This is a genomic window from Sphingobium sp. CR2-8 (assembly GCF_035818615.1).
In the GTDB taxonomy this organism is placed as follows: Bacteria; Pseudomonadota; Alphaproteobacteria; order Sphingomonadales; family Sphingomonadaceae; genus Sphingobium.
Genome location: NZ_JAYKZY010000002.1, coordinates 3,022,779 through 3,048,985 on the forward strand (window position 1 = coordinate 3,022,779; position 26,207 = coordinate 3,048,985).

21 protein-coding genes are annotated in these 26,207 nt (G+C 65.5%); 15 read left to right on the forward strand and 6 right to left on the reverse strand.

Annotated elements, in window-relative coordinates; genetic code table 11:
- Nucleotides 1-12 precede the first annotated feature (12 nt).
- The 5 genes from kdpB to U5A82_RS18790 all read right to left on the reverse strand — a co-directional run bounded on the left by kdpB (nt 13) and on the right by U5A82_RS18790 (nt 7,894).
- On the reverse strand, nt 13-2,049 hold the full coding sequence (gene kdpB, locus U5A82_RS18770; protein ID WP_326292387.1) for a potassium-transporting ATPase subunit KdpB: 2,037 nt from the start codon (nt 2,047-2,049) through the stop codon (nt 13-15).
- A 17-nt stretch (nt 2,050-2,066) separates the two neighbouring features.
- Complete coding sequence (gene kdpA / locus U5A82_RS18775) at nt 2,067-3,770, reverse strand: potassium-transporting ATPase subunit KdpA (RefSeq protein ID WP_326292388.1); 1,704 nt, start codon at nt 3,768-3,770, stop codon at nt 2,067-2,069.
- A 16-nt stretch (nt 3,771-3,786) separates the two neighbouring features.
- A complete protein-coding gene (locus U5A82_RS18780; RefSeq protein WP_192670039.1) occupies nt 3,787-3,876 on the reverse strand; it encodes a potassium-transporting ATPase subunit F in 90 nt (29 codons plus the stop codon).
- 258 nt (nt 3,877-4,134) lie between these two features.
- Nucleotides 4,135-6,672 carry a sulfite reductase flavoprotein subunit alpha gene (locus tag U5A82_RS18785; protein ID WP_326292389.1) on the reverse strand — a complete coding sequence of 846 codons (2,538 nt, stop codon included), beginning with the start codon at nt 6,670-6,672 and terminating at the stop codon, nt 4,135-4,137.
- Nucleotides 6,673-6,805: 133 nt separating this feature from the next.
- Nucleotides 6,806-7,894, reverse strand: a complete 1,089-nt coding sequence (locus U5A82_RS18790; RefSeq protein WP_326292390.1) for a Gfo/Idh/MocA family protein — start codon at nt 7,892-7,894, stop codon at nt 6,806-6,808.
- A gap of 30 nt (nt 7,895-7,924) precedes the next feature.
- Here U5A82_RS18790 and U5A82_RS18795 point away from each other — a divergent pair, with 30 nt between their 5' ends.
- The 5 genes from U5A82_RS18795 to U5A82_RS18815 all read left to right on the forward strand — a co-directional run bounded on the left by U5A82_RS18795 (nt 7,925) and on the right by U5A82_RS18815 (nt 15,260).
- Nucleotides 7,925-8,821, forward strand: coding sequence for an aldo/keto reductase (locus tag U5A82_RS18795; protein WP_326292391.1), 897 nt, complete (start codon nt 7,925-7,927; stop codon nt 8,819-8,821).
- Nucleotides 8,818-9,888, forward strand: a complete 1,071-nt coding sequence (locus tag U5A82_RS18800) for an LLM class flavin-dependent oxidoreductase (RefSeq protein ID WP_326292392.1) — start codon at nt 8,818-8,820, stop codon at nt 9,886-9,888. Before U5A82_RS18795 ends, U5A82_RS18800 begins: the two co-directional genes overlap by 4 nt.
- Before the next feature lie 193 nt (nt 9,889-10,081).
- On the forward strand, nt 10,082-11,347 hold the full coding sequence (locus tag U5A82_RS18805) for an MFS transporter (protein WP_326292393.1): 1,266 nt from the start codon (nt 10,082-10,084) through the stop codon (nt 11,345-11,347).
- The gene (locus U5A82_RS18810; protein ID WP_326292394.1) at nt 11,344-12,906 is read left to right on the forward strand and encodes a sulfatase family protein; all 1,563 of its coding nucleotides are present in this window, start codon (nt 11,344-11,346) and stop codon (nt 12,904-12,906) included. Before U5A82_RS18805 ends, U5A82_RS18810 begins: the two co-directional genes overlap by 4 nt.
- Before the next feature lie 95 nt (nt 12,907-13,001).
- Complete coding sequence (locus tag U5A82_RS18815; protein WP_326292395.1) at nt 13,002-15,260, forward strand: TonB-dependent receptor; 2,259 nt, start codon at nt 13,002-13,004, stop codon at nt 15,258-15,260.
- A 72-nt stretch (nt 15,261-15,332) separates the two neighbouring features.
- Here the strand turns inward: U5A82_RS18815 and U5A82_RS18820 are convergent, their stop codons facing one another.
- Nucleotides 15,333-16,460 carry a Gfo/Idh/MocA family protein gene (locus U5A82_RS18820; protein WP_326292396.1) on the reverse strand — a complete coding sequence of 376 codons (1,128 nt, stop codon included), beginning with the start codon at nt 16,458-16,460 and terminating at the stop codon, nt 15,333-15,335.
- Nucleotides 16,461-16,569: 109 nt separating this feature from the next.
- On the opposite strand from U5A82_RS18820, the gene U5A82_RS18825 reads away from it, so the two are divergent.
- The 10 genes from U5A82_RS18825 (at nt 16,570) to U5A82_RS18870 (ending at nt 25,954) form a co-directional block, all read left to right on the forward strand.
- Nucleotides 16,570-16,944: a c-type cytochrome gene (locus U5A82_RS18825; protein WP_326292397.1), complete on the forward strand. Its 375-nt coding sequence runs from the start codon at nt 16,570-16,572 to the stop codon at nt 16,942-16,944.
- Between the two features lie 17 nt (nt 16,945-16,961).
- On the forward strand, nt 16,962-18,005 hold the full coding sequence (locus tag U5A82_RS18830; protein WP_326292998.1) for a sugar phosphate isomerase/epimerase family protein: 1,044 nt from the start codon (nt 16,962-16,964) through the stop codon (nt 18,003-18,005).
- Nucleotides 18,006-18,077: 72 nt separating this feature from the next.
- Nucleotides 18,078-19,382 (forward strand): MFS transporter, encoded by a 1,305-nt coding sequence (locus U5A82_RS18835; protein ID WP_326292398.1) that lies wholly within the window; start codon nt 18,078-18,080, stop codon nt 19,380-19,382.
- Nucleotides 19,379-20,293, forward strand: a complete 915-nt coding sequence (locus U5A82_RS18840) for a hydroxypyruvate isomerase family protein (protein WP_326292399.1) — start codon at nt 19,379-19,381, stop codon at nt 20,291-20,293. Before U5A82_RS18835 ends, U5A82_RS18840 begins: the two co-directional genes overlap by 4 nt.
- 14 nt (nt 20,294-20,307) lie before the next feature.
- The gene (locus tag U5A82_RS18845) at nt 20,308-21,186 is read left to right on the forward strand and encodes a 3-keto-disaccharide hydrolase (protein ID WP_326292400.1); all 879 of its coding nucleotides are present in this window, start codon (nt 20,308-20,310) and stop codon (nt 21,184-21,186) included.
- Nucleotides 21,183-21,758 (forward strand): gluconate 2-dehydrogenase subunit 3 family protein, encoded by a 576-nt coding sequence (locus U5A82_RS18850; RefSeq protein WP_326292401.1) that lies wholly within the window; start codon nt 21,183-21,185, stop codon nt 21,756-21,758. Before U5A82_RS18845 ends, U5A82_RS18850 begins: the two co-directional genes overlap by 4 nt.
- Nucleotides 21,758-22,603, forward strand: a complete 846-nt coding sequence (locus U5A82_RS18855) for a sugar phosphate isomerase/epimerase family protein (RefSeq protein WP_326292999.1) — start codon at nt 21,758-21,760, stop codon at nt 22,601-22,603. The genes U5A82_RS18850 and U5A82_RS18855 overlap by 1 nt, the downstream gene beginning before the upstream one ends.
- A gap of 57 nt (nt 22,604-22,660) precedes the next feature.
- Nucleotides 22,661-24,343: a GMC family oxidoreductase gene (locus U5A82_RS18860; RefSeq protein WP_326292402.1), complete on the forward strand. Its 1,683-nt coding sequence runs from the start codon at nt 22,661-22,663 to the stop codon at nt 24,341-24,343.
- Nucleotides 24,344-24,448: 105 nt separating this feature from the next.
- Complete coding sequence (locus tag U5A82_RS18865) at nt 24,449-25,486, forward strand: LacI family DNA-binding transcriptional regulator (RefSeq protein ID WP_326292403.1); 1,038 nt, start codon at nt 24,449-24,451, stop codon at nt 25,484-25,486.
- Between the two features lie 51 nt (nt 25,487-25,537).
- Nucleotides 25,538-25,954 (forward strand): Dabb family protein, encoded by a 417-nt coding sequence (locus U5A82_RS18870; RefSeq protein ID WP_326292404.1) that lies wholly within the window; start codon nt 25,538-25,540, stop codon nt 25,952-25,954.
- Nucleotides 25,955-26,207: the final 253 nt, after the last annotated feature.

Consider the following 26,207-nt stretch of genomic DNA (forward strand, 5'->3'; position numbering starts at 1 on the left):
GGATAGGCTCCTTCAGGCCAGACCCAGGCCATTGACGGCCAGATCGATGAGTTTGATGCCGACGAACGGCGCGATCAGCCCGCCCAGACCATAGATGGCGAGGTTGCGCGCCAGCAGGGGCCCGGCCCCGATCGGGCGATAGGTCACGCCCTTCAAAGCCAGCGGCACCAGACAGGGAATGATGAGCGCATTGAAGATGATCGCCGACAGGATCGCGCTTTGCGGCGTCCCCAGCCCCATGACGTTCAGGATGCCAAGGCCAGGATAAAGCACGACGAACATCGCCGGGATGATCGCGAAATATTTGGCGACGTCGTTGGCGACCGAAAAGGTGGTGAGCGCGCCGCGCGTCATCAGCAACTGCTTGCCCAGCCCCACGACCTCGATCAGCTTGGTGGGATCGCTGTCCAGGTCGACCATGTTGCCCGCCTCGCGCGCCGCCTGCGTGCCGGTGTTCATGGCGACGCCGACATCCGCCTGCGCCAGCGCGGGGGCGTCGTTGGTGCCGTCGCCGCACATGGCGACCAGCCGCCCGCCCTCCTGTTCCTTGCGGATCAGGGCCAGCTTGTCTTCGGGCGTCGCCTGCGCCAGGAAATCGTCCACGCCCGCCTCGGCCGCGATGGACGCGGCGGTCAGCGGATTGTCGCCGGTGATCATCACCGTGCGGATGCCCATGGTCCGCAACTCGCCAAACCGCTCGCGAATACCGGCCTTCACGATGTCCTTGAGGAAGATCGCGCCCAGCAATTGCCCATCCTTCGCCACGGCCAGCGGGGTGCCGCCGGCGCGCGCGATCTCGTCCGTGATGCGGCGTAGTTCGTCCGTAGCGCGCGCGTCGACCGCCACCGGCATGGCCTTCAGGATGGAATCGACCGCCCCCTTCTGGATGGTGGACCCACCGATGCTGACACCCGACACGCGGGTCTGCGCGGTGAAGGGAATGACCTCCGCCCCGTCGGGCAAAGTCGTCGCGGTCTGGCCGAACCTGTCGCGCGCCAGCAGCACGATCGATCGGCCTTCGGGCGTTTCGTCGGCCAGGCTGGCGAGCAGCGCCGCTTCGGCCAATTGCGCCTGCGTCGCGCCGCCGACGGGACGAAACTCGGTCGCCTGACGATCCCCCACGGTGATCGTCCCGGTCTTGTCCAACAGCAGCACGTCGATGTCTCCCGCCGCCTCCACCGCGCGGCCGGACTTCGCCAGCACGTTGAAACGCACCAGCCGGTCCATCCCCGCAATGCCGATGGCCGACAGCAACGCCGCGATCGTGGTCGGGATGAGGGTGATGAGCAAGGCCGCCAGGATCGACACCGGGATCGAACCGCCCGCATAGCTGGCAAAGCCCGGAATGGTGCCCACCGCGATCAGGAAGATGATCGTTAGGCCCACCAGCAGCAGCGTCAGCGCGATTTCGTTGGGCGTCTTCTGCCGTTCGGCCCCTTCGACCAGCGCGATCATCCGGTCGAGGAAACCCTGCCCCGGATTGACGGTGACCCGCACCCGGATTTCATCGGAAATCACCCGCGTGCCCGCAGTCACCGCGGACCGGTCGCCGCCCGCCTCGCGGATCACCGGCGCGGATTCCCCGGTGATGGCCGCTTCGTTGACCGACGCGACGCCCGACACGACCTCGCCATCGGACGGGATCAGGTCGCCCGTCTCGACCAGCACGACATCGCCCAGCTTGAGCGCACTGGCGGGAACGGGATCAACCTCCCGCCCATCGCCCTTCAGCCGCTTGGCCGTCAGTTCCGCCTTGGTCGCGCGCAGCGAGGCGGCCTGCGCCTTGCCGCGCCCCTCGGCGATCGCTTCGGCGAAAGTGCCGAACAGGACGGTCAGCCACAGCCAGATGACCAGTTGCAGCTTGAAGCCGACCGACAGACCGTCCTGCCCGACGACGAGCAGCGCCGTCAGCAGCACCGCGACGACGGCGGTGGTGAACATCACCGGGTTGCGGATCAGTTCCTTAGGGTTAAGCTTGCGGAATGCGTCGCCGATCGCAGGAACGATCAGGTCGGCGGTAAAGACCGATTTGGACGCGGTGCGTGCCATGGATATGCTCCGGTTTCTTAGAAAAGCTGGCCACGGATCATCGCGAGATGATCGGCGACAGGGCCAAGGGCTAGGCTGGGCAGGAAGGTGAGGCCCCCCACGATCAGGACGATGCCGACCAGCAGCCCGGTCCATAGCGGCCCGGTGGTGGGGAAGCTGCCTGCCGTCTCCGGCGTATATTTCTTGGCGGCAAGCCCCCCGGCGATCGCCAGCATCGGCACGATGACGAAGAAGCGACCGATCCATATCGCGACGCCCAGCATCCCGTTGTAGAAGGGCGTGTTGGCGCTGATGCCCGCAAAGGCGGACCCGTTGTTCGCCACCGCGCTGGTAAAGGCGTAGAGGATTTCCGAGAAGCCGTGCGGCCCCTTGTTGAGCGGCCCGGCCAGGCCCGCGTCCAGCACGGACGCCAGCGCGGTGAAGCCCAGGATGACGAGCGGCAGCACGGCGATCGCCAGCACCGCCAGCTTCACTTCGCGGCTCTCGATCTTCTTGCCGACATATTCAGGCGTGCGGCCGACCATCAGGCCCGCGACGAACACGGCCAGGATGGCGAACAGCAGGAAGCCGTAGATGCCCGCACCCACGCCGCCGATCACGACTTCACCCAACTGCATGTTGAACAGCGGGATCATGCCGCCAAGCGCGGTGAAACTGTCGTGCATGGCGTTGACCGCGCCGCAGGATGCAGCGGTCGTGATGACGGAGAACAGTGCCGAAGCGGCGATGCCGAAGCGGACTTCCTTCCCCTCCATATTGCCCCCGGCGACGCCCAGATGGTGGAGGACGGGATTGCCCGCCGCTTCCTGCCAATAGGTGATCGTCGTCCCGGCGAGGAACAGCAGCAGCATCGCGGCCAGGATCGCCCGGCCCTGGCGCACATTGCCCACGGCCTTGCCGAATGTGTAGGTCAGGCCCACGCCGATCAGGAAGATCGACAGCATCTGCACGAAATTGGTGAGCGCTGTGGGATTTTCGAACGGATGCGCCGAGTTCGCGTTGAAGAAGCCGCCACCATTGGTGCCCAGCATCTTGATCGCTTCCTGGCTCGCCACCGGCCCCAGCGCGATCGTCTGCCTGGCGCCCTCCAGCGTGGTCACATCGACCGATCCGGCCAGCGTCTGGGGCACGCCGCTCGCGATATAGAAGAGCGCGATGACGAAGCAGAGTGGCAGGAGCAGGTAAAGCGTCACCCGGGTGATGTCGGCCCAGAAATTGCCGATCGTCTTGGCCCCGCGCCGCGCTAAGCCGCGGAACAGCGCGAAAGCCAGCGCGATGCCGGTCGCGGCCGACAGGAAGTTATGAATGGTCAGGCCCAGCATCTGGCTGAGGTTCGACATGGTCGATTCCCCGGCATAGCTTTGCCAATTGGTGTTGGCGGTAAAGCTGATCGCGGTATTGAACGCCAGATGTTCGCTCGTCCCCGCATAGCCCAGCGGATTGAGCGGCAGCAGCCCCTGCAACCGCAGGATCGCGTAGGTAAAGAGAAGCAGCGCGACATTGAAGATCAGCATATGCACGGCATAGCGCCGCCAGCTCTGCTCTTCGGCCGGGTCGATGCCCGCCAGCCGGTAGAAGCCGCGCTCGACCGGACCCAGCACCGCATGGAGCGGCGTGCGCCGCCCCTCGTACAAGGTGAACAGCCACAGGCCCACCGGTTTCGCCAGCGCCAGCAGGATGCCGACGAAGGCCAGGATCAATATCCATCCCTGGATTGTCATGATGGTCGCCCCCGTCTCAGAAGCGTTCGGGGCGTGCGAGCACGGCCACCAGATAAAGAAGAAGGCCGATCGCGGTCAGCGCCGCCAGCCAGAGGTCGATGGTCATGGCTCTCATACCCCTCATGCATTGTCGCACAGGGCGGCATAGCCCAGCGTCGCCGCCAGCATGCCCAAGATGAGGCCGATCCAGAGGATGTCCTGCATATGGAATCTCCCGCACGGCGTCCGGCGCCAGGGAAGATGCGGCGCCGATTCGTCTGCGCGCCTCAACTAGGGCGGGGGTGCATTTGAATGCGAGAGACAGGAAAGCGCGAACGCATAGTATTTGCGTATGATTGTTGGATTTTCACCGATGGCGATCGGCCTAATAGACGTCCCGGCGATACCGCCCCTCTTCCGCCAGTCGTTCCAGGGCGGCGTCCCCCAATATCCCGACCAGCGCATCATGCACCCCCTGCGCCATGCCCTCCAGGCTGCCGCAGATCAGGATGATCGCGCCCCGCGCGATCCAGTCGGCAAGGTCGCCCGCCACATCGGGCAGCCTGTCCTGAACATAGCGCCCGCAATCGGCGTCGCGCGAAAAACAGCGATCCAGACGGGCGAGTGTGCCGTCCTCGACCCAGCCGGACAGTTCCTCGTCGAAGAAGCGTTCATGGGCGCGGCTGCGCTCCCCGAAAAACAGCCAATGCCCCTTATGCCCGCCCTGCGCCTGCGCCCGCAAATGCGCGCGCAGCCCAGCGATGCCCGTGCCGTTGCCGATCAGGATCAGCGGCCGCCCCTGCTGGGCCGGATCGACGCGAAATCCGGGATTGGGCCGCACCCGCAATCGCGTGGTCGACCCAACCGGCAGATGCGCCGTCAGCCAGCCCGACCCGATGCCAAGACTGCCATCCTCCCCCCGCACCTGTCGTACCACCAGGTCCAGCGTGCCATCCGCCGCGATCGACGCCGCCGAATATTCGCGCACCGGCAAAGGACGCAGCGCGCGCACCGCGTCATTCGTCAAAGGCGCTCCAGCATCGGGCAGCATCGCGCCTGTCAGATGGGCGCGCAGTTCCGCCGACAGTTCGATCAGCTCGGCATCCTGCGCTGGTGTCGCCAGCAGGGCGTCCACGGATTGCGGCGCGTTGCACGGCTGCACCTCCACGATGTCGCCTGCTTCCCACTCTGCCTGCCGATCGGCCGCAGGTTCGAACTGGAGGTGAAAGGCCTGGGCGGCGCTGCTGTCGGGATTGAGGCTATGACGGGCCACCAGGCTCCAGTCCGCAAAGGGGATGACGGTCTGCCCGCGCATGGCGTCGGCCGCGCCCAGATCGCGTAGCGCCGCATGCCATTGCTGCTCGGCCACCACATCGCCATGGTCCATCGCGATCAGCGGGAAGATCCCACTCGCGCCCGCGTCCCGCAGCCATGCCTCCAGCCGCAGCCCGAAGCCGCAGAAATCGGCATATTCGCGGTCGCCCAACGCCAATATGCCATAGCGAAGATGCGACAGATCCTGCGCATCTCCGCCCAGAATACGTGATGCAAAGCCGCGCGCCATGTCGGGCGGCTCGCCATCGCCATAGGTGCTGACGACGAACAGCATCCGCCGCGTCGCCGCCAACAGGTCGGGCGTCAGCTTGCCGATCGCCAGCACCTGTGCCCGCACACCCCCCTGCGCCAGCGCCAGCGCGGCGTTGCGCGCCCGGATTTCGGCCGTGCCGGCCTGGCTGGCATAGGCGATGACCAGATCGCCCGCGCTCCCACCCGTGCCTTCGGGCACGGCGATGCCCCCCTCCAGCGCCTTCGCCGCCCGCTTTTTGCGACGCCGAGACAAATAGAGGAGATAGCCGGTGATGGTGAACAGCGGCATCGTCAGGCTGGTCAGCAGCATGACGATCCGCCCGGTGATGCCGAAAAAGGCGCCACGATGCAGTTCGAGCATACTCTGGGTGATGACGACGCCCAACGGGCGGCGATCGTAAAGCTCGCGCTTTTTCAGCGCGAAAGTCCGGGGATCGTAGCTGTAGCGGTCGGTCTGGCGCATATGGCGCGCATCGGTCGGGCGCGCGTCGAAATTGATCGCCTTCACCGGCTGCGCAGGCGCGGGTTGCGTGATGCGGACCCAGCCATAGCGATCGCCCGTGGCCTGCCGGAACGCCGTCCAGGCCGGATCGATCGGGGGGCGGGGCGCGATGCCATCCCCCTTCGCCCGCACCCGCTCTTCGCCCCCGGCCTTGCCCGTCAGCGCATAGGTGACGCCCTGCCGATACCAATCATAACTCCACCACAGTCCCGTCAGCGCGCTCAGCAGGTAGAAGAGCAGCACCCATGTGCCGATCACCACATGCAGGGCGCGCCACAGGTTGCGCCCGGTCTTGCGCAGGTCCAGCACGAACCAGGCGCGCCAGTCCAGCGCCTGTCGCGGCCAGCGCAGATACAGGCCGGACAAGGCGAAGAAGATCAGAGAGAGGGCACTGAACGCCGTGATCTGTCGCCCGATCCCGTTGCCGCCGCCCGGCAATGCGAGCCAGCGGTGCAGTTCGTCCATCAGGTGGAAGAAGCCCGCGCCGGTCGGTTCGCCCAGCCACGCGCCGGTCGCGCGGTCCACCTGCCCCTGCTGGCGGCCGCGCCCTTCGCTGGCGATCAGGCGTATGCTGTGCGATCGGTCGCGCGCCGTTTCCCAGTCCAGCCGCGCGACGTAGAAGCCCGGATGATCGGCCTGCACCTTCGCGATCAGTCGATCCGGAGACAGGTCTGGCCTGGCCGGAACGCCCGGCGCGAACAGGCGCGGCGACAGCGCTTCGCTGATCTCATCCTCGAAACTCATCGCCGCCCCGGTGACGCCCATCAGCGCCAGCACGATGCCTGCAGTAATGCCCAGGAACCAGTGGATTTGAAAGAAGACGCGCTTGGTCACCCAGGCTCCGATGGCTGCGATCCGTGAACGATTATCACGGGGCTATCGCGCATATGCACGATGAATGCAAATGCGACCTAGTCTCAATATCGCGCAGACATACGCGCCGTCATTCCGGGCGATGGCTGGCCGGTCAAAGCCCCAGTTCGGCCATCTCCACCACCCGCTTTTCGCGCGCGCTGATTTCGGCGGCCTGCCCCATCGCGACCGCGCGCAACCCGTCCAGCGCCGTGACTTCGACCGCGCCTTCGCCGCGCACCGCCTTCGCAAAGGCCTGATGCTGGTAAAAGGTCGCGCCATAATGCGACCCCGCCGCCATCGCCGCCGGATCGACCGGCACATGGGTCCGCTCGACCGCCTTATCGTTCAGGAAGCCGACGCGTGGCGAAAACACCAAGTCGCCCGGCGGGATCAGCACGTCCAGCCGCGCCTTGTCGCCGGTCGCCGACATCTCCTCCTGATGCTCCGCCCCGTCGGCGAACATGCACAGGTCCAGCATCGCGCGCACGCCATTGGCGAAATCGACCGTGGTGAAGCTGTTGTCGATAATGTCGGGCGTGCGCCCGTCATAGCGTTCGTCCAGATGATTGACGTCCATCGCGCCCGAACAATAGACCCGCACCGGCTCCGCCCCGACGATCAGCCGCATCAGGTCGAAGAAGTGGCAGCATTTCTCCACCATCGTGCCCCCGGTATTGGCGGCAAAGCGGTTCCAGTCGCCGACCTTCACCAGGAAGGGGAAGCGATGCTCGCGGATCAGCAGCATCTGGAGCTTCCCGATCCGCCCGCCATGGATCTGGTCGATGAAGGCGGCGGCAGGCGGCATGTAGCGATATTCCATCCCGGTCCAGAAGGGCGCGGCGCGGCCCTCCACCTGTGCCACGACCCAGCGCGCATCCTCGACCGTCGTGCAGAGCGGCTTTTCGCACAGGATTGCGACATCGCTGTCCAGCAACGGCTCCAGCACCGCGCGGTGGGTGTAATTGGGCGACACCACGACGACCGCGTCGACATTCCCCGCCTGCACCAGTTCCGCTGCGCTGGCATGGGCCGCCACGCCGTCCGCCTTGTCGCCCAGCGCGGTCCGCGCCCAGCCCAGCGACGTTTCCACAGGGTCGGCTATGGCGGTAATCGTCGCGCCGGGCTGAATCAGGATGTTGCGGATATGCTCGACGCCCATCATGCCCGTTCCGACGATGCCATAGCGTATAGTGTCTACCACTGGGATAATCCTTGTGCCATTGAGCCGTCCATGACGACGCTGCGCCTATCCAACGAACCACGTCCGCTCGGCAAGAGTGGAATTTCCGTTTTCCCGATCGCCTGGGGCATGTGGCGGCTCGCCGGAGAGGATGTCGCCGCCGCGCGCGCCAGGGTGGAGGCCGCGCTGGACGCAGGCATCACCCTGCTCGACACGGCGGACATCTATGGCTGCGACACGCCCGCCGGCTTCGGTTCGGCCGAGGCGCTGTTCGGCAGGATACTGGCCGACGCACCGGAACTGCGCGATCGGATGGTGCTGGCGACCAAGGGCGGCATCCGCCCCGGCATCCCCTATAATAGCGGCGCGGATTATATGGCCGACGCGATCGATGCCTCGCTCACCCGCATGCATGTGGAGCAGGTCGATCTCTACCAGATCCATCGCCGCGATTTCCTGACCCACCCGCAGGAAGTGGCCGCCAGCCTCACCAAGATGGTCGAAGCGGGCAAGGTCCGCGCGATCGGCGTGTCCAACTATGCAATCAGCGAGTTGGACAGTTTGCAGGCCTTTCTCGACCTGCCGATCGTCAGCACCCAGCCGGAATTTTCCGCCCTGCGCACCGCGCCGCTCTATGACGGCACGCTCGACCAGGCGATGGCGCGCGACATGGCGGTGCTGGCCTGGTCGCCACTGGGCGGCGGTCGCCTTGCCAAGCCGCTGCATCCCGCCGCGATCCTGATCGCGGAACAGGGCGCGCGCTATGGCGTGGACATTACCGCCGCCGCGCTGTCGTGGATCATGACGCATCCGTCCCGTCCCATCCCGATCGTTGGCAGCCAGTCGCCCGACCGCATCGCGCGCAGTGTGGACGCGTTCAAGGTCGAATGGACCCGCAGCGAATGGTATGCGGTGCTGGAGGCGTCGCTGGGCGAACGCCTGCCATGACCGCCGCCCTCAGTCCCTGCGAAGTCGCCTGGTTCTCGGCGCTGTGCGACGATGATTATGAATTTCTGGGCGTCCCCGACCCGAAGCTGCAATCCAGCTGGGCGCATTGCCGCGACATCGTGCTGGCGGCCGAAAGCGGCGGCTTCGACAACATCCTGCTGCCCTCGGGCTATGCGCTGGGCATCGACACCACCGCCTTCGCCGCCGCCATCGCCACGCTGACGCAGCGGATCAGGCTGCTGATGGCGGTGCGCGTGGGCGAAAGCTGGCCGCCGCAACTGGCGCGCCAGATCGCGACGATCAACCAGATCGCGGGCGGCCGCCTTGCCATCAACATCATCTCCAGCGACCTGCCCGGCGACACGCTGGCCAGCGCCCCACGCTACGCCCGCACGGTCGAGGCGATGCACATCCTGCGCACCTTGCTGAACGGCCAGCCGCTCGACCATCAGGGCGACTTCTGGACTCTGAAACTCGACCCGCCCCGCATCGCCCAGGGCGGCACCGCCCCGGCGCTCTATTTCGGCGGCCTGTCGGAAGCGGCGCGCGAAGCGGCGGCCGAAGGGGCGGACGTCTATCTGATGTGGCCCGACACGATGCCCGCGGTGCGCGACATCATCGCCGACATGCGCGCCCGCGCGGCCAAACGCGGCCGCACGCTGCGCTTTGGCTATCGCGTCCATGTCGTCGTGCGCGAGACGGAAGGTGAAGCCCGCGCCGCCGCGTCCCGCCTCCTCTCCCGCCTCGACGATGCCGAAGGCGCGGCGATCCGCGCCCGTTCGCTCGACTCGCAATCGGCGGGCGTCCGCCGCCAGGCCGAACTGCGCGAAGCGGCAGGCAATGAAGGCTATGTCGAGGATAATCTGTGGACCGGCATCGGCCGCGCCCGCTCCGGCTGCGGCGCGGCGATCGTCGGCGACCCCGATCAGGTCCGCGCCAAGCTGAACGCCTATCGCGCCGAAGGGATCGACGCCTTCATCCTGTCGGGCTACCCCCATGCCGCCGAAGCCGACCTCTTCGCCCGCCACGTCCTGCCCCATCTGGATCACGCGCCACTAACGCTTTGAGGCGTGCCGTGGCATGGGACGCTGACCCCGGCCCTCATGGGAAGATCCAGCGCCAAGCTATGAGAGACAGAAAACTCTACTAAAGCGATAGAAATACTAGTCTTGCCTCCGCTCGCGCCACATGCGAGCAGACTGGCATGATCCATCTGCCTGCCTTTCCCGCCGCGAAGACCCTGTGGGACGGTGTTTCGCCATGAACGCGCCGACGACCAAAATTCCCGTCGCCGCCATCGCCGGCCGGACCCGCTGGCTGCTGTTCGGGCTGGTCGTAACGGCGGGTATCCTCAACCTCGTCGATCGCCAGATCATCTCGGTCCTAAAGCCTCAGATCGCCCATGATCTGAACTGGACCGATGATGATTATGGCACGCTGGCCGCCTGGTTCCAGGGCGCGGCCGCCGTCGCCTTTCTCTTCACCGGCTGGATCGCGGACAAGCTGGGCGTCAAATGGGCCAACCCCTTGGGCGTCGCTGCATGGAGCATCGCCGCTATCGCCCATGGCTGGGCGCACTCCATGGTCCAGTTCATCCTCTGCCGCGTGTCGCTGGGCGCGACCGAAGCGATGGGGACGCCGACCGGCATCAAGTCGATCGCGACCATCTTCCCCCCGTCCCTGCGCTCGGCCGGTTTCGGCCTGGGCAATGCCGCCAACAGCATGGGCGCGGTGCTGGCCCCGCTGGCGATCCCCGTGGTCGCACTCGTCTGGGGCTGGCGCGGCACCTTCATCGCGGCGGGCGTCATCGGGCTGGCGTGGGCAGCGCTCTGGCTGCTCGCCACCCGCCGGATCGACTTCGGATCGGCCCAGCCCGCCATCGCCCCACCCGCAGATGGCAGCGCGCCCGACTATGGCCCGATCCTGAAGGACCGGCGCACCTGGGCCATCGCAGGCGCGAAAGTCCTGTCCGATGCGACCTGGTGGCTGCTGCTCTTCTGGATGCCCGATTTCTTCAACCGGCAATTCGGTCTCTCTGGCGTCGATCTCGGCCCGCCGCTCGCCGTCGCCTATGGCGGCGCAGCGATCGGTTCGCTGATCGGCGGCCTCGTACCCTCGCGCCTGCTCGCGCGTGGCCACGACCTCAACCGCGTGCGCAAGGGCGTGTTGCTGGTGTCCGCGCTGCTCGTCCTGCCCGTGCCACTCGCCTTGCAGGCGGATAATTACTGGGTCGCGGTCGGCATATTGGCGCTCACGCTCGCCGCGCATCAGGGCTTTTCGACCAACCTCTTTGCCCTCATCGCCGACGTCACCCCTCAGGCAAAGGTCGGCCGCGTCACCAGCTTCGGCGCCTTCTGCGGCAATCTGGGCGGCATGGCGATCGCCAAGATCGCAGGCCTCACGCTGGCGGCGGGGCTGGGCTATCTCCCCCTCTTCCTTTTCGCTTCCATCTCCTATCTGCTGGGCATCGGCTGGATTCAGCTTCTGCTGCCCCGCCTGCCCCAGCTTCGGAAAGCCGCCGCATGACAGACGAAAAACGCAGCATCCTTCTCGCCTCGCAAGGGCAGGGAAAGCCCTATGCCGCCTTCTCCTGGCCCGCCGACGGGGAAGCGCCCGAACCCGCCTTCACCACCCGCACCCAGGACCTCGCCCTCCCTAAAAAGGGCGACGGCAAACCGCGCAATATCGTCATCGTCCTGACTGACGATCATCGCTACGACGCAATGGGTTTCTTGAAGCCCCAGGATTTCATCGAAACCCCGGTGACGGACAGGATCGCGCGCGAAGGCGTGCATTTCCGCAACGCCTTCGTCACCACCGCGCTCTGCTCGCCCAGCCGCGCAACCATCTTCACCGGCCTCTATGCGCATCAGCATCGGGTGGTGGACAATAACCATCCGATCGCGCCCGGCCTCGTCTTCTTCCCCGAATATCTCCAGGCGGCGGGCTATGAAACCGCCTTCATCGGCAAATGGCATATGGGGCTGGAGGGCGACGATCCGCAGCCCGGTTTCGACCGCTGGGTCAGCTTCAAGGGGCAGGGCGATTACTGGCCCAATGGCGATGGCCTGAATATCGACGGCGAGCGGGTGGAGCAGGACGGCTATCTCACCGACCAGTTGAACGACCTGGCGCTCGACTGGCTGGAGACGCGCACCCGCGAACAGCCGTTCATGCTGTTCCTGGCGCACAAGGCGGTCCACGCCGAATTCTACCCCGCGCCCCGCCACGAGGGCCGCTATGAAGACGCCGCCTTCCGCTATCCCGAAACGATGGAACCGGGCGCACAAGGCCGCCCGATGTGGGTCGAAAATCAGCGCAACAGCTGGCACGGCGTCGACTTCGCCTATCATGACGATCTCGACATCGGCGATTATTACAAACGCTATATGGAAACCTATCTGTCGGTTGACGAAGGGATGGGCCGGATCATGGACCATCTGGAGGCGCGCGGCGAACTGGACGACACGCTGATCCTCTACATGAGCGACAATGGCTTCCTGTTCGGCGAACATGGCCTGATCGACAAGCGCTGCGCCTATGAAGAATCGATGCGCATCCCGATGGTCGCCCGCTGCCCGGCGCTGTTCGGCGGTGGCGGCACCGTGGACGAGGTCGTCGCCAATCTCGACATCGCGCCCACCATGCTGGAAATCGCTGGCCTTGAACCGCCCGCCTGGATGGAAGGGCGCAGCCTGCTGCCCCTGATGCAGGGCAAAACAGTCCCATGGCGCGACGCCCTGCTCTACGAATATTATTGGGAACGCAATTTTCCGCAGACGCCGACCGTCCACGCCATTCGCGAGGATCGCTACAAATATGTCCGCTACCACGGCATCTGGGACATAGACGAACTTTACGATCTTCAGGACGATCCTCTCGAAAGCCGCAACCTCATTTTCAGCCCCGGCCATCACGACATCGTCGAGCGGCTGAACAAGAGCCTGTTCGACCGGCTGGAAGCGACCGGCGGCCTCGACATGCCCCTGCCCCGCGATGCAGGCGAACGGATGATCCTGCGCGATGCCGACAAGCGCGCGCTGGCCCCCTTCCCGGCCGAATTGCTCAAATTCCTCGCCCGATAGGGCCAGTCCGACCCGGTCATAGATTTTCTTTTTTGCGCGCGCTTATGAGCGCTTCTAATTGTCTACTTATAAAGTTGAATATCAGGGAGCTTATCATGTCTCGTTACGCCCTTCGTCGCCTGCTGCTGTCGGCAGCGGCTCTGCCCGCTGCTGCGCTGGCGCAGGAACCGGCAGCCCCGGCCGACCCGAACGAGATCGTGGTGACCGCCCGCTTCCGTACCGAATCGCTTCAGGATGTGCCCATCGCCATCACCGCGCTGAACGGCGACGCACTGGTGCAGAAGAACCTCAATAATTTGCAGGACATCGCCGCGATCGTGCCGACCGTCGATTTCCGCGCGGGCGCATCGAACAAGGACCGCACCGTCTTCATCCGCGGCGTCGGCACCATCACGACGTCGCCGGGCGTCGAACCATCCGTGTCCACCGTGGTCGACGGCGTCGTGCTGACCCGCCCGGGCCAGTCGACGCTCGACCTGGTCGATATCGACCGGATCGAAGTGCTGCGCGGGCCGCAGGGCACGCTGTTTGGCAAAAACGCGTCCGCCGGCGTCATCAACATCGTCAGCAAGACGCCGACCAATGATTTCCACCTGTCGGCCCAGGCCAGCTATTTCGAAGGCGACGAATATCGCTTCCGCGCAGGCGCATCGGGCGCGATCGTGCAGGACAAGCTGCTTTTCTCCGTCACCGGGCTGATCGCGGGCTTCGACGGCAATGTGAAGAACCTCGTCACCGGCAACGACGTTAACGGCTATAAGCGCCGGGGCGGTCGCGCCAAGCTGGTGGCCAAGCCGTCCGAAACCGTCACGCTGACCTTCAACGCCGACTATCTATGGAGCCGTGAGGATGTGCCGACCGGCGTCTTCGCCAGCACCAACCGCATCGCCTACCCGAACAATGCGGTGACGACCAACCCCACCCTCGCCGCGATTCTGGCCGCCGAAGGCGTCACGCCCTCGCGCAACAACAGGACCGTCGCCAGCAGCTTCGACAGCAGCGTGCGGGACAAGAATTACGGCGGGTCGGTCCAGGCCGATTTCGAGATCGGGGAAGCGACGCTGACCTCCATCACCGCCTATCGCGAATGGAAGAACGCCCAGCATCAGGATTGGGAAAGCTTCAGCCGCCTCACCGCCCCCGGCACGACCGGCACCCTGACGCAGGGCGACGATCGCGGCCGCGTGACCAGCAGCCAGATCAGCCAGGAACTGCGCTTCACCTCGGCCAAGGGCGGCCTGATCGACTATGTCGCGGGTCTCTATTTCCTCAAGGCCAAGACCGACGAAGTCTATCGCCGCGACATCACCCGGCTGATCGGCGGGGCGACCGTCAACAATTTCGGCGTCGCCCGCTATGGTGTGGAATCGGACAATTTCGCAGCATTCGGCGAAGCGAACATCAACTTCACCCCGGCCTTCCGCGGCATCGTGGGCGGGCGCGTCATTCAGGACGAACTGCAATTTTATCACAACCGCGTGTCGGACGCCCCGGCAGCGGGCGTGCCCGGCATCGCCGCGCCCATCTCCAACACCGGCAGCACGTCGAAGACCGATTATACCGCGCGCCTTGGCCTGCAATATGATCTGTCGGACAATGCGCAGGCCTACGCCACCTATTCGCGCGGCTATAAGGGGCAGGCCTATAACGTCTTCTTCAACATGCCCCAGAATGCGGTCGAACCGCTCGCGCCCGAAACCTCCAACAGCTATGAAATCGGTCTGAAGGGGTCCGCGCTGGACAACCGGATTCAGGCCAGCCTGGCCGCATACATCACCAAGTTCAGCGGCTATCAGACCAATTTCCAGGACAGCTTCCAGGGCGCGCTCGTCACCCGCCTCACCAATGCGGGCGACGTATCATCGCGCGGGATCGAGGGCGACCTGCGCTTCCGCCCGGTCGATGCGCTGAACCTCGGCCTCAACTTCGCCTATACCGATGCGAAGATCGACCGGTTCAACTGCCCGGCCAATGCGACCTGCACCAATTTCGACGGTCAGCCGCTTCCCTATGCGCCCAAGTGGAAGGCGCATGTCGACGCGACCTACACCGTGCCGCTCAGCGACACGCTGGGCCTCGAAGTCAACACCGATTACAGCTATCGCACGAAGACCCAATATTCGATCACCCAGACGCCCGACACGATCCAGCCCGCCTATGGCATCTGGAACGCGTCGATCGCGCTGCTGGGCGACAATCAGGGGCAGCGCTGGTCGCTGCGCGGCATCGTCAAGAATATCGCCAACCAGCATTATTCGACCTTCCTCGCCTATGGCGCGGTCGCCGGCCTGTCGCGCTTCGTGCCACGCGACAATGATCGCTATTTCGGCCTGACCGGCAGCATCGATTTCTGACAAGGCGTGTCGCCGGGGCGCTTGCGAAAGCGCGCCCCGGCGACATCATGGATAATCGCAAGATGGGCGCGCCTACAGGCGGGTCCATTTCCTGTCGGACCCGCTATTCGCAATCGCCCCCTCGACAAAGGCCATCGTGCGCAGCCCGTCGTCCACCGACGGAAACCAGTCCGCCCCGCCCCGTACCTGCGTCGCGAAGGCGCGGTAGAGATTGGCGAACGCCTCGATATAGCCTTCCGGATGGCCCGCAGGCGTGCGCAGCCGCGCCTGGGTCGATGGCGCAAGGCCCGGCCCACCGGCCCGCACGATCTCCGCCGGGCGATCCAGCCAGCGTAGCAACAGGCTGTTCGGCTCCATCTGCGACCATTCCAGCCCGCCATGCTCGCCATGGATGCGCAGTTTCAGCCCGTTTTCGTCGCCCGCCGCGACCTGCGTCGCCTTCAATACGCCCCGCGCGCCGCCATCGAGCCGCAACAGCACGCTGACATCGTCGTCCAGCCGCCGTCCCTCGACATGGATGGCGAGGTCCGCGCAGAGTTCGTTGACGCGCAGGCCCGACACATGTTCGGCCAGGTGAAAGGCATGAGTGCCGATATCGCCCAGACATCCGCCCAGCCCCGCGCGCGCCGGATCGGTGCGCCATTCGGCCTGCTTGTTGCCCTCGGTATCGATCGCCTTTGCCAGCCAGCCTTGCGAATATTCGACCTGCACCAGCCGGATCTTGCCGAAATCGCCGCGCGCCACCCGCACCCGCGCCTCTTCCACCAGCGGATAGCCGCTATAGGTGAAGGCGAGGCCGAAATGGCGGCCGGACCGCGCCGCCGCCTGCGCGATTCTGCGCGCTTCCTCCAGGCTCATCGCCATCGGCTTTTCACAGAAAACATGGAAACCCGCATCCAGCGCCGCGATCGCCATCGGCGCATGCAGATGATTGGGCGTCACGATCGACAGGGCGTCGATCCGCTGATCGGCGGGCAGGGCGCTCTCGCCCGCCAGCAGCGCGTCGATGGTCGCATAGGTGCGCGCCGGGTCGATCCCCAGCGCCTCGCCCGACCGGGCATTCCGGTCGGCGTCGCCGCTGAATGCGCCCGCCACCAGCCGCCAATCCCCGTCCAGCGCGGCCGCGGCGCGATGAATGGCGCCGATGAATGCGCCCTCGCCGCCGCCAGCCATGCCCAGGCGCAATGTGCGTTTCTCCATCTCTCTCCTCCATTTCAGCCATGTTGTGCATACGACCATTGTTGCACTTGATCTGCCACGGTTTACCGGTAAATAATAGCGCAGAATAGATAATGACGGAGAGTCGAGGATGCTAAGGGTAGCGAGCCTCAAGCTGATTTTCATCGCGACTGGCATGATCGCCACCGCGCCTGCCATGGCGCAAACCGCGCCCGCGCCACCGCCCGCGTTCGGCACCTGCCGCGCCTGCCATACGGTGCAGAAGGACGGGAAGAACGGGCTTGGTCCCAACCTCTTCGGCGTCGCGGGCCGTCCGGCGGCTTCGCTGCCCGGCTTCACCTATTCGGCTGCGTTGAAGGCCTCGAAGCTGCGCTGGGACGACAAGACACTGGACGAATTTCTCGCCGCGCCGATGAAGAAGGTGCCCGGCACCCGCATGCCGATCGGCTCGCCCGATCCCGCCAAGCGCGCCGCGCTCATCGCCTATCTCAAAAGCCTCAAGTGACGGAAAAGCCCATGACGATGCGCGGTCCCGCCGTTTTCCTGGCCCAGTTCATGGGCGACGCCGCCCCGTTCGACACGCTGGACAATGCCGCGCGCTGGATGGCGGATGCGGGCTACAAGGGCCTTCAGTTGCCCAGCAACGATCCGCGCTGCATGGACCTGGCTTTAGCGGCCGAAAGCCAGGATTATTGTGACGATCTCGTCGGTCGCTGCCGGGAAGCGGGGGTCGAGATTTCCGAACTCTCCACCCATTTGCAGGGGCAGCTGGTCGCGGTCCACCCGGCCTATGACGCCGCTTTCGACACCTTCGCGCCCCCCGAACTGCGCGGCAAGCCCGCCGAGCGGCAGGCCTGGGCCGTCGATCAGCTGAAGCTCGCCGCCAAGGCCAGCCGACGCCTCGGCCTCAAGGCCCATGCGACATTCTCCGGCGCCTTCGCCTGGCCCTTCATCTACCCTTGGCCGCAACGGCCTGCGGGTCTGGTGGAGGAAGCCTTCGCAGAACTGGGCAAACGCTGGCGGCCGATCCTCGACGCGTTCGATGAACAGGGCGTCGACCTCTGCTACGAACTGCATCCGGGCGAGGATCTGCACGACGGCCTGACCTTCGAACGCTTCCTGGATGCGGTCGGCGGCCATGCCCGCGCCAACATCCTCTACGATCCCAGTCATTTCGTGTTGCAGGCGATGGATTATCTCCAGTTCATCGACATCTATCACGACCGCATCAAGATGTTCCACGTCAAGGATGCGGAGTTCAACCCGACCGGGCGCGCGGGCGTCTATGGCGGCTATGCCGACTGGATCGATCGTCCCGGCCGCTTCCGCTCGCTGGGCGACGGCCAGATCGACTTCACCGGCATCTTCTCGCGCCTCACCCAATATGGCTATGACGGCTGGGCCGTGCTGGAATGGGAATGCTGCCTCAAACATCCGCAAGACGGCGCGCGCGAAGGCGCACCCTTCATCGAGGCGCATATGATCCGGCGACCGACACGCGCCTTCGACGATTTTGCAGGTGGCGGCGACCCGGCGGACAACCGGCGCTGGCTGGGCCTTGCCTGAACGCCGAACGACACTGACGCAGACACGCCCCGACACAAAATAGCAGGCGGGGCACAGGGTAGAGGAGCGGGCATGACGGGCGTAAACCGACAGAGGCTATTCTGGCTGAGCGTATTGGCGCTCTTCACCGCCTCCATGAGCGCGGCGCTCCGCGCGGCGGTGGCGAGCAGCCTCAAGGCGGAATGGATCGATCCCGTTGCGCCGATCGCGGCGGGCGAAATGATCGGCGCGGCGCTCGGCTCGGCCTTCCTGGGCTTCTCGATCACCGTCTTCGTCGTCAGCGCCCTGCTCGACAAGCTCGGCATCCGCCGCGTGCTGATCGCGTGCGGCGTCGCCTTCCTGATCGGCACGACGCTGATCGTGGGCGCGGGCGCGTTCGCCACCGGCATGGCCATCTATCATCTGGTGTGGCTTGGCATGCTCCTGTCCGGCATCGGCTGGGGCTTTGCCGAAGCGTCGATCAACCCGCTCACCGCCCGCCTCTATCCCGAAGACACGACCCATCGCCTCAACGTCCTGCACGCCTGGTATCCCGGCGGGCTGATCGTCGGCGGCCTGGCGGGCGTATTCCTGGCCTCGGCCCTGCCCTGGCAGGCGATCATGGGCCTGGCCTATCTGCCCGCCATCGGCGTCATCGCGATCGCCGCGACCACGACCTTCCCGCAGCCGCCCCAGGTCGTCGCCGAAAACGGCATGAAGGACATGATGCTCGAAGTCGTCCGCCGCCCCAGCTTCTTCATCTGGTTCGGCGCGATGTTCCTCACCGCCTCGTCCGAACTCGCGCCGGGCCAGTGGATCGATGTCGCGCTCAGCAACCGCGTGGGCATGCGCGGCATCCTGCTGCTCGTCTATGTCAGCGCGCTGATGTTCGTCTTCCGCCATTTCGCAGGGAAGATCGCCGGTCGCCTGTCCAACCCCGGCCTGCTCTGGGTGTCCAGCCTGCTCGCCGCGATCGGCCTGTTCATGTTGTCGCAGGCGCAATCACCCGCATCGGCCATCCTCGCATCCACCGTCTGGGGTCTGGGCGTCTGCGCCATGTGGCCCACGATGCTGGCGTCGGTGGCGGAACGCTATCCGCGCGGCGACGCCTGGGCGCTGGGGCTGGTCGGATCGGCGGGCGCACTCGCCAGCTTCTTCGTCCTGCCGCAACTGGGCGGCATGTTCGACCAGGCGAAGGTGGAGATCGCCGGCGGCCCCGAAGCCTTCACCCGCCTGACCGGCGCGGCCCTGCGCGAAGTGGAGGACGCCGCCGCCTCCCAATCCTTCGCCCGGCTGACCTTCGTGCCGCTCACGCTGCTGGTCGTCTTCGGCGGCATCTGGCTGGTGGAACGCCGTGCCAAGGCCTGGGCCGCGCGAGTGGCGGAGGGGTTGGCGTGACCGTCTCCCGCCGCACGATGCTCGCCGCCGGGCTGGCCGCCGCCGCCACGCCCGCCCTGTCGGCCACGGCGCGCAGGAGCGGCTCCAACGCGGCCCGCTTCTCGCTTGCCTACGCCCCGCACGAAGGCAGTTTCGCCAGTCGCGGCGGCCTGCTCGAACAGATCGCCTATGCCGCCGATCAGGGCTTTACCGCCTGGGAAGACAATGAAGCGCGCAGCCGCCCGGTCGAACAACAGCAGGCGATGGCCCGCGCGCTGGCGCAACGGGGCATGACCATGGGCGTCTTCGTCGCGAGCATGCCCCAATGGGCCGACTTCCGCCCGTTGCTGGGCGCGAACGACGATGCGGAGCGCGAAGCCTTCCTGGCCGACATCCGCTCCTCGGTGGAGGTTGCCAAGCGCCTCGACGCCAAACATATGACCGTCGTCACCGGCTTCATGGACCGCAAGGTGCCACAGGATATCCAGACCGGCCGCATCATCGACTGTATGCGCCGCGCGGGCGACATCGTCGCGCCCCATGGCCTGGCGCTGGTGATGGAACCGCTCAACACCCGAACCAACCATCCCGGCGTCTATATGCAATCGATCGCGCAGGGCTATGCCGTCGCGCGCGGCGCGAACAGTCCGGGGGTCAAGATCCTGGCGGACCTCTATCATGAACAGATTCAGTCGGGGAACCTGATCCCCACGCTCGACGCCTGCTGGGCGGAGATCGGCTATATCCAGTTCGGCGACAATCCGGGCCGCAAGGAACCGGGCACCGGCGAAATCCACTATGGCAACATCGTCCGCTGGCTGCGCGGTCGCCGCTATGCCGGGGTGATCGGCATGGAACATGGCAATTCGGTGGCCGTACGCGCGGGCGAAGATCGCCTGATCGCCGCCTATCGCGCGATCGACGCAGCATGAGGAGGAGGGAGAGGATGAAGCGCATCCCCAAAGGCACCTGGCCCAAAGGCACTTGGCCCAAAGGCATCGCACTGGCCGCCGCCCTGCTGGCCGGTACGATGGCGCAGGCGCAGGCGCCATCGGCAGACAAGCCGGGCAAGCTGGGTTTTACGGACACGCCGATCCTGCCCGGCGGCAAATGGCACGTCCATGATCCGGACCGCCCCGCTCCCACGGTCGTCACCCCCGCTGCAAGCCCAGGCGGCGCGCCGTCCGACGCCATCGTCCTGTTCGACGGCACATCGCTCGACGCCTGGCGCGGCGAACGCGGCCCCTGGACGCTGGACAAGGGCGTGATGACCATCCCGCCCCGCGCCAAAAGCGGCGGCGAAAATAACCTCATCTCCAAACAGGCATTTGGCGACGTCCAGCTGCATCTGGAATTCCGCTCGCCCAATCCGCCGACCAAAAGCTCGCAGGATCGCGGCAATAGCGGCATCTGGTTCATGCAGCGCTACGAAGTGCAGATACTCGACGGCTATCGGAACGCGACCTATGCCGACGGCACGGTCGGCGCGGTCTATGCGTGGAAGCCGCCGCTGGTGAACCCGTCGCGCAAGCCCGGCGAATGGCAGAGCTACGACATCATCTTCGAACGCCCCCGCTTCGCTGCGGACGGCAGCCTTGTGCGTCCCGCCTATGTGACCGCGCTGCTGAACGGCGTGCTGGTGCAGAACCATCAGGCGATGCTGGGCACCACCAAATGGCGTTCGATCGGCCAGTATCAGGCGCATGGCGACGCCGCGCCGATCCAGTTGCAGGACCATGATTCGCCGGTGTCCTTCCGCAACATCTGGGTCAGGCCATTGCCACAGGACGCGATCGCGCAGGATTTGAAGGGAGACGGACGATGATGGACCGCAGAAAAGCGCTGGCGGGCACGCTTGCCCTGTTCGGCGCGCAGATTTTCGCGCCGCTGGCGCGTGCGGCCGGGATCGCCCCCGCCCCGCCCGCGTCCCCGCCCGCAATCGACCAGGGCGCGCCCAGCCGCCAATTGTTCACGCCCGATCAGCGCGCCCTGATGACCGCGCTCAGCGATCGCATCATTCCCGCCACGGACACGCCCGGCGCGATCGCGGCCGGCGTGCCTGCCTATATCGAAAAGCTGCTCGCCGACTGGTCGGTGGCGGAGGATCGCGCGCCCATCATCACGGGCCTGGCGGAAATCGACGCCCGCGCCTGGCAGGATTACAAGCTGCCCGCGATCAAGACCACCCCCGCGCAGCAGGACGCCCTGCTGACGCTGGCGATGGAAGACAAGATTCCCGATGGCGAGATGTTCTTCGAAGCGTTCCGGCAGATGGTGATCACGGGCTATTACACGTCGGAAATCGGCATGACGCAGGAACGCGAATATCTGCCGGTGCCCGGCGAATATGACGGCGCCTATCCCTATTCCAAGGTCAAGAAGGTCTTTACCGCATGATGATGATCAACCGTCGTTCCATGATGCTGGGCGCGGGCGGTCTTGCCGCCCTCGCCAGCCAGCCCCTCTTCGCCAAGGCTGCGGGTTCCGCAAAGCTCGGCAACATCGGCCTGCAACTCTATACTGTGCGCGAACTCTTCTCCGCCGATCCGGTCGCCACGCTCGAAAAGGTGGCGAAGATCGGCTATCGCGAAGTCGAATATGGCGGTGGCGGCTATGACGGCATGGACCACGCCCTGCTGCGCCGGACGATGGATCGCCTCGGCCTCAAATCGCCGTCCATCCATGTCGGCTATGACGCATTGCTCGACAAGTTCGACGCCAGCGTCGCCATGGCCAAAACGCTGGGCGCGGACACGATCGTGCTGCCCTATATAATCGACAAGCATCGCAGCGCCGACGCCTGGACCGCCGCGCTCACCAACATCAACCGCTTCGGCGCGCAGTTGAAGGCGGCGGGGCTGGGCTTTGCCTATCATAATCACGACTTCGAATTTACCGTGAAGCCCGACGGCGTCAGCCTGTTCGAACGGCTGGTGAAGGCGACCGACCCCGCGCTGGTGAAGATCGAACTCGACCTCTACTGGGCGGTCCACGCCGGGGAAGATGCACAGGCGCTGGTCAAGACCCTCGCCGGACGCGTCTACGCCTATCATGTCAAGGATATGGCGGCCGACCGCAAGATGACGTCGGTGGGCCTTGGCACCATCGATTTCGCCAGCATCTTCAAGCTGAACGGGCTGGCCGGGGCGCAGCATTTCTACGTCGAAAACGACCAGTCGCCCGCACCCTATCTGCCCGACATCACCAAAAGCTTCCAGACGCTGCGCGCGCTGCGTTTCTGACGCGGGCCGCTTGGCGACACTGGGACTAGAGACTTCATCCTTGAAAAGGGGATCATCATGGCTTCGACGGACAAGTTCGACGCAATCGTCATCGGTTCGGGCATCAGCGGCGGGTGGGCCGCCAAGGAACTGACGGAAAAGGGGTTTCGCGTCCTGATGCTGGATCGCGGCGTCATGGTCGAACATGGCGAAGGCTACACCTATGACGGTCGCCCCGCCTATGATGTGCCCGCGCGCAACATAATGCCCGCCCCGCTCAAGCAGAGCGACTATTTCATCGCCCAGCACGGCTATGTCGCGCCCAGCAACCAGGCCTTCTACAATAATGACCGCCTGAACCCCTATGACTATGAAAATGGCAGCAAATTCTACTGGATTCGTCCCGCTGCCGTGGGCGGCAAGTCGCTGATCTGGGGCCGCTGGAGCTTCCGCTGGAGCGCCGCCGATTTCCAGGCGAACCAGCGGGAAGGCATCGGCGGCGCATGGCCGATCGGCTATGACGACCTCGTGCCCTGGTACGACTATATCGAAAAATATGTCGGCATTTCGGGGTCGCGCGAAAATCTCCCCTATTTGCCCGACAGTCAGTTCATGCCGCCCATGCCGATGAACATCGCGGAAAAATGGATGAAGGAACGACTGGAAACGCAGTTTCCGGGGCGCAAGTTGATCAACGCCCGCCTGTCCAACATCACCGAAGACAAGCCGGAGCAAGGCCGCACCAAATGCCAGCACCGCAACCAGTGCGGCAATGGCTGTTCCTTCGGCGCTTATTTCTCGACCCAGGCCGTCACCCTGCCCGCCGCCCGCGCGACGGGCAAGCTGACGCTGCGCTCCGACGCGGTCGTCACCAAGCTCGACTATGATCCCGCGACCAAGCGCGTGACAGGCGTGCATTTCGTGGACGCCAAGACCGGCCAGGCCGAAGTGGTGAAGGCGCGCATGGTCTTCCTCAACGCGTCGACCCTGGCGTCGGTCCAGATCCTCATGAACTCGCGCCAGCCCGGCGGCGAACGCAGCCATTTCGATAGCAGCGGGACGCTCGGCCGCTATGTCATGGACCATATCTTCCGCGTCAGCGTGAAGGGGGATATTCCGGGCATGGAGGAATATATCGAATATGGCCGCCGCCCCGGCGGTGTCTATGTCCCCCGCTTCCGCAACAATGACGGTCAGGAAGATGTCGGCTTCAAGCGCGGCTATGGCTATCAGGGCGGGGCCTATCGCGAACCCAGCAAGCCGGTCGGCTTCGGCGCGTCGATGAAGGAAGGGATGCGCCAATATAGCGGCTGGAAATTCCAGATGGGCGCGTTCGGCGAATGCCTGCCCTATGAAGACAACCGCGTCTCGCTCAGCCCCGACAAGGTCGACCGCTTCGGCATGCCGCAGATGCGGTTCGACGTCACCTTCCGCGACAACGAACTGCGGATGATGGCGGACGCGCGCGAACAGGGTGAAAAGATGCTGCGCGCGGCGGGCCTCAAAAATGTCGAAAGCCGGGTGCGCGAACATGTGCCGGGCGACGCCATCCACGAAATGGGCGGCGCGCGCATGGGCGCGGACCCGCGCACCTCGGTCCTCAACCAATGGAACCAGGCGCATGACGCGGCCAATCTGTTCGTCACCGACGGCGCGCAGATGGCGTCCATCTCCTGCGTCAATCCGTCGTTGACCTTCATGGCGCTGACCGCCCGCGCCGTCGACCATGCCGTGACCCAGTTGAAGGGCGGCGTGATCTGACTCCGGTCCGTGGATGCGCCGTCGCATGCCCCGTCGACTATCCGTCCTTTCCGGCCCTATGATCGTGCCGGAAAGGCGCTACAGGGGCATTGGGGGATAAGCGGCATGGCACGACGACGGGAAAATGGCGTGACGATCCGCGCGGTCGCGCAGCGGGCCGGCGTGTCCGCGATGACCGTATCGAACGTCATCAACGGCGCGGGTCGGGCCAGCGCCGCCACGATGGAGGCGGTGCGCGCCGCCATCGCCGAACTGGGCTATGTTCCCAACCTTGCCGCCCGCCGCCTGGCCAAGGCGCGGGCGACGACCATGGGCCTCATCTATTCCGACCGGCGCACCCCCTTTCTGGACGCGGTGCTGGTCGGCACGCTGCGCGCCACCAACGCCCATGGCCTGCAACTCATCCTGCGCGAAGGCGAAGGCACGGGCCGCGAAGAGGCGGAACGCATCGCCACCGACCTCGTTCGCAGCGGCGCCGACGCGCTCCTTCTCATCCCGCCCTTTGCCGAACTGCTCAGCGGATCGGCCCTGCTCGCGACCCTGGGCGTGCCGCTGGCTGCGATCGCGACGGGCAGGCCGATGCCCGACATGACGACCGTCCGGATCGACAACCGGGCCGCCATGCACGCCATCACCCTGCGCGTCATCGCGGGCGGGCACCGGCGGATCGCCTATATCGCCGGTCCCGATCACAGCAGCGTGGTCGCCGCCCGGCTCGACGGCTTCAGGCACGCGCTGGCCCAGCATGGTATAGCCGACACCCCCGACCTCATCGTCCGCCAGGGCGAATTCGACTATGCCTCGGGCGTCGCCGCCGGGCGCAGGCTGCTGACCCTGCCCGATCGGCCCACCGCGATCATGTGCAGCAGCGACGATCTTGCCGCAGGGGTGATCGCGCAGGCGGGGCATATGGGCCTGGTCCTGCCGCGCGACCTGTCGGTCACGGGCTTCGACGACACCATCCTCGCTTCGCGCATCTGGCCGCCGCTCACCGTGGTGCGGCAACCGGTCGAGGACATGGCGTTCCGTGCGACCCAATGCCTGATCGCCGCGCTCGCCAGCACCGGCAACGCGACGGCGGTCAGCGACGAGATATTCGACCATCGGCTCGTGGAGCGCGAGAGCATTGCGATCCTCTCCTGACCCGATCACCCGGCGGGGAAGGCCCCGCCCTCACGACGAAGGATATGCGGCATGGAAACCAGTAGAAGGGAAATGGCGGCGATGATGGCATTGGGCGGCGCAGGCATGGCCCTTTCCCCGGCCAGCGCGGCGACACCCGCGACCCAGCCGAAGCTCGTGCATCATGTCTTCTTCTGGCTCAAACGGCCCGGCAACCCGGCCGACCGCGACCGGCTCATCGCGGGCCTGCGCACGCTGCGCGCCATCCCCGTCATCCGCGACCTCCAGATCGGCGTCCCCGCCAGCACGGAAAAGCGCGACGTCGTGGACAGCAGCTTCGACGTGTCGGAACTGATGGTGTTCGACAATCCGGCCGACCAGAAAGTCTATCAGGACCATCCCATCCATCAGGCCTTCGTCAAAGCCTGCGACCATCTCTGGCAAAGGGTCCTGGTGTACGACATGCAGGTCGTGCCCGCTGCCGCCTGACCGGCGGGAAGCGACTGACATTGGCTATGAAAATCATGGTCATCCCGGGCTTGACCCGGGATCCCGCTTCTTCTTTCATCTGCTTGCTCAGTAGCGTGAAGAATAGTGGGACCCCGGGTCAAGCCCGGGGTGACGATAGAGGGGCATATCAGCCTGCAACCCGTCACAGCCCCTCTATAATCCGCCCCTGTCCTACCGGCACATCCTCCGTCAGAATCGCTACCGCCCGACCCTGTCGGGACGCGCCGACCAC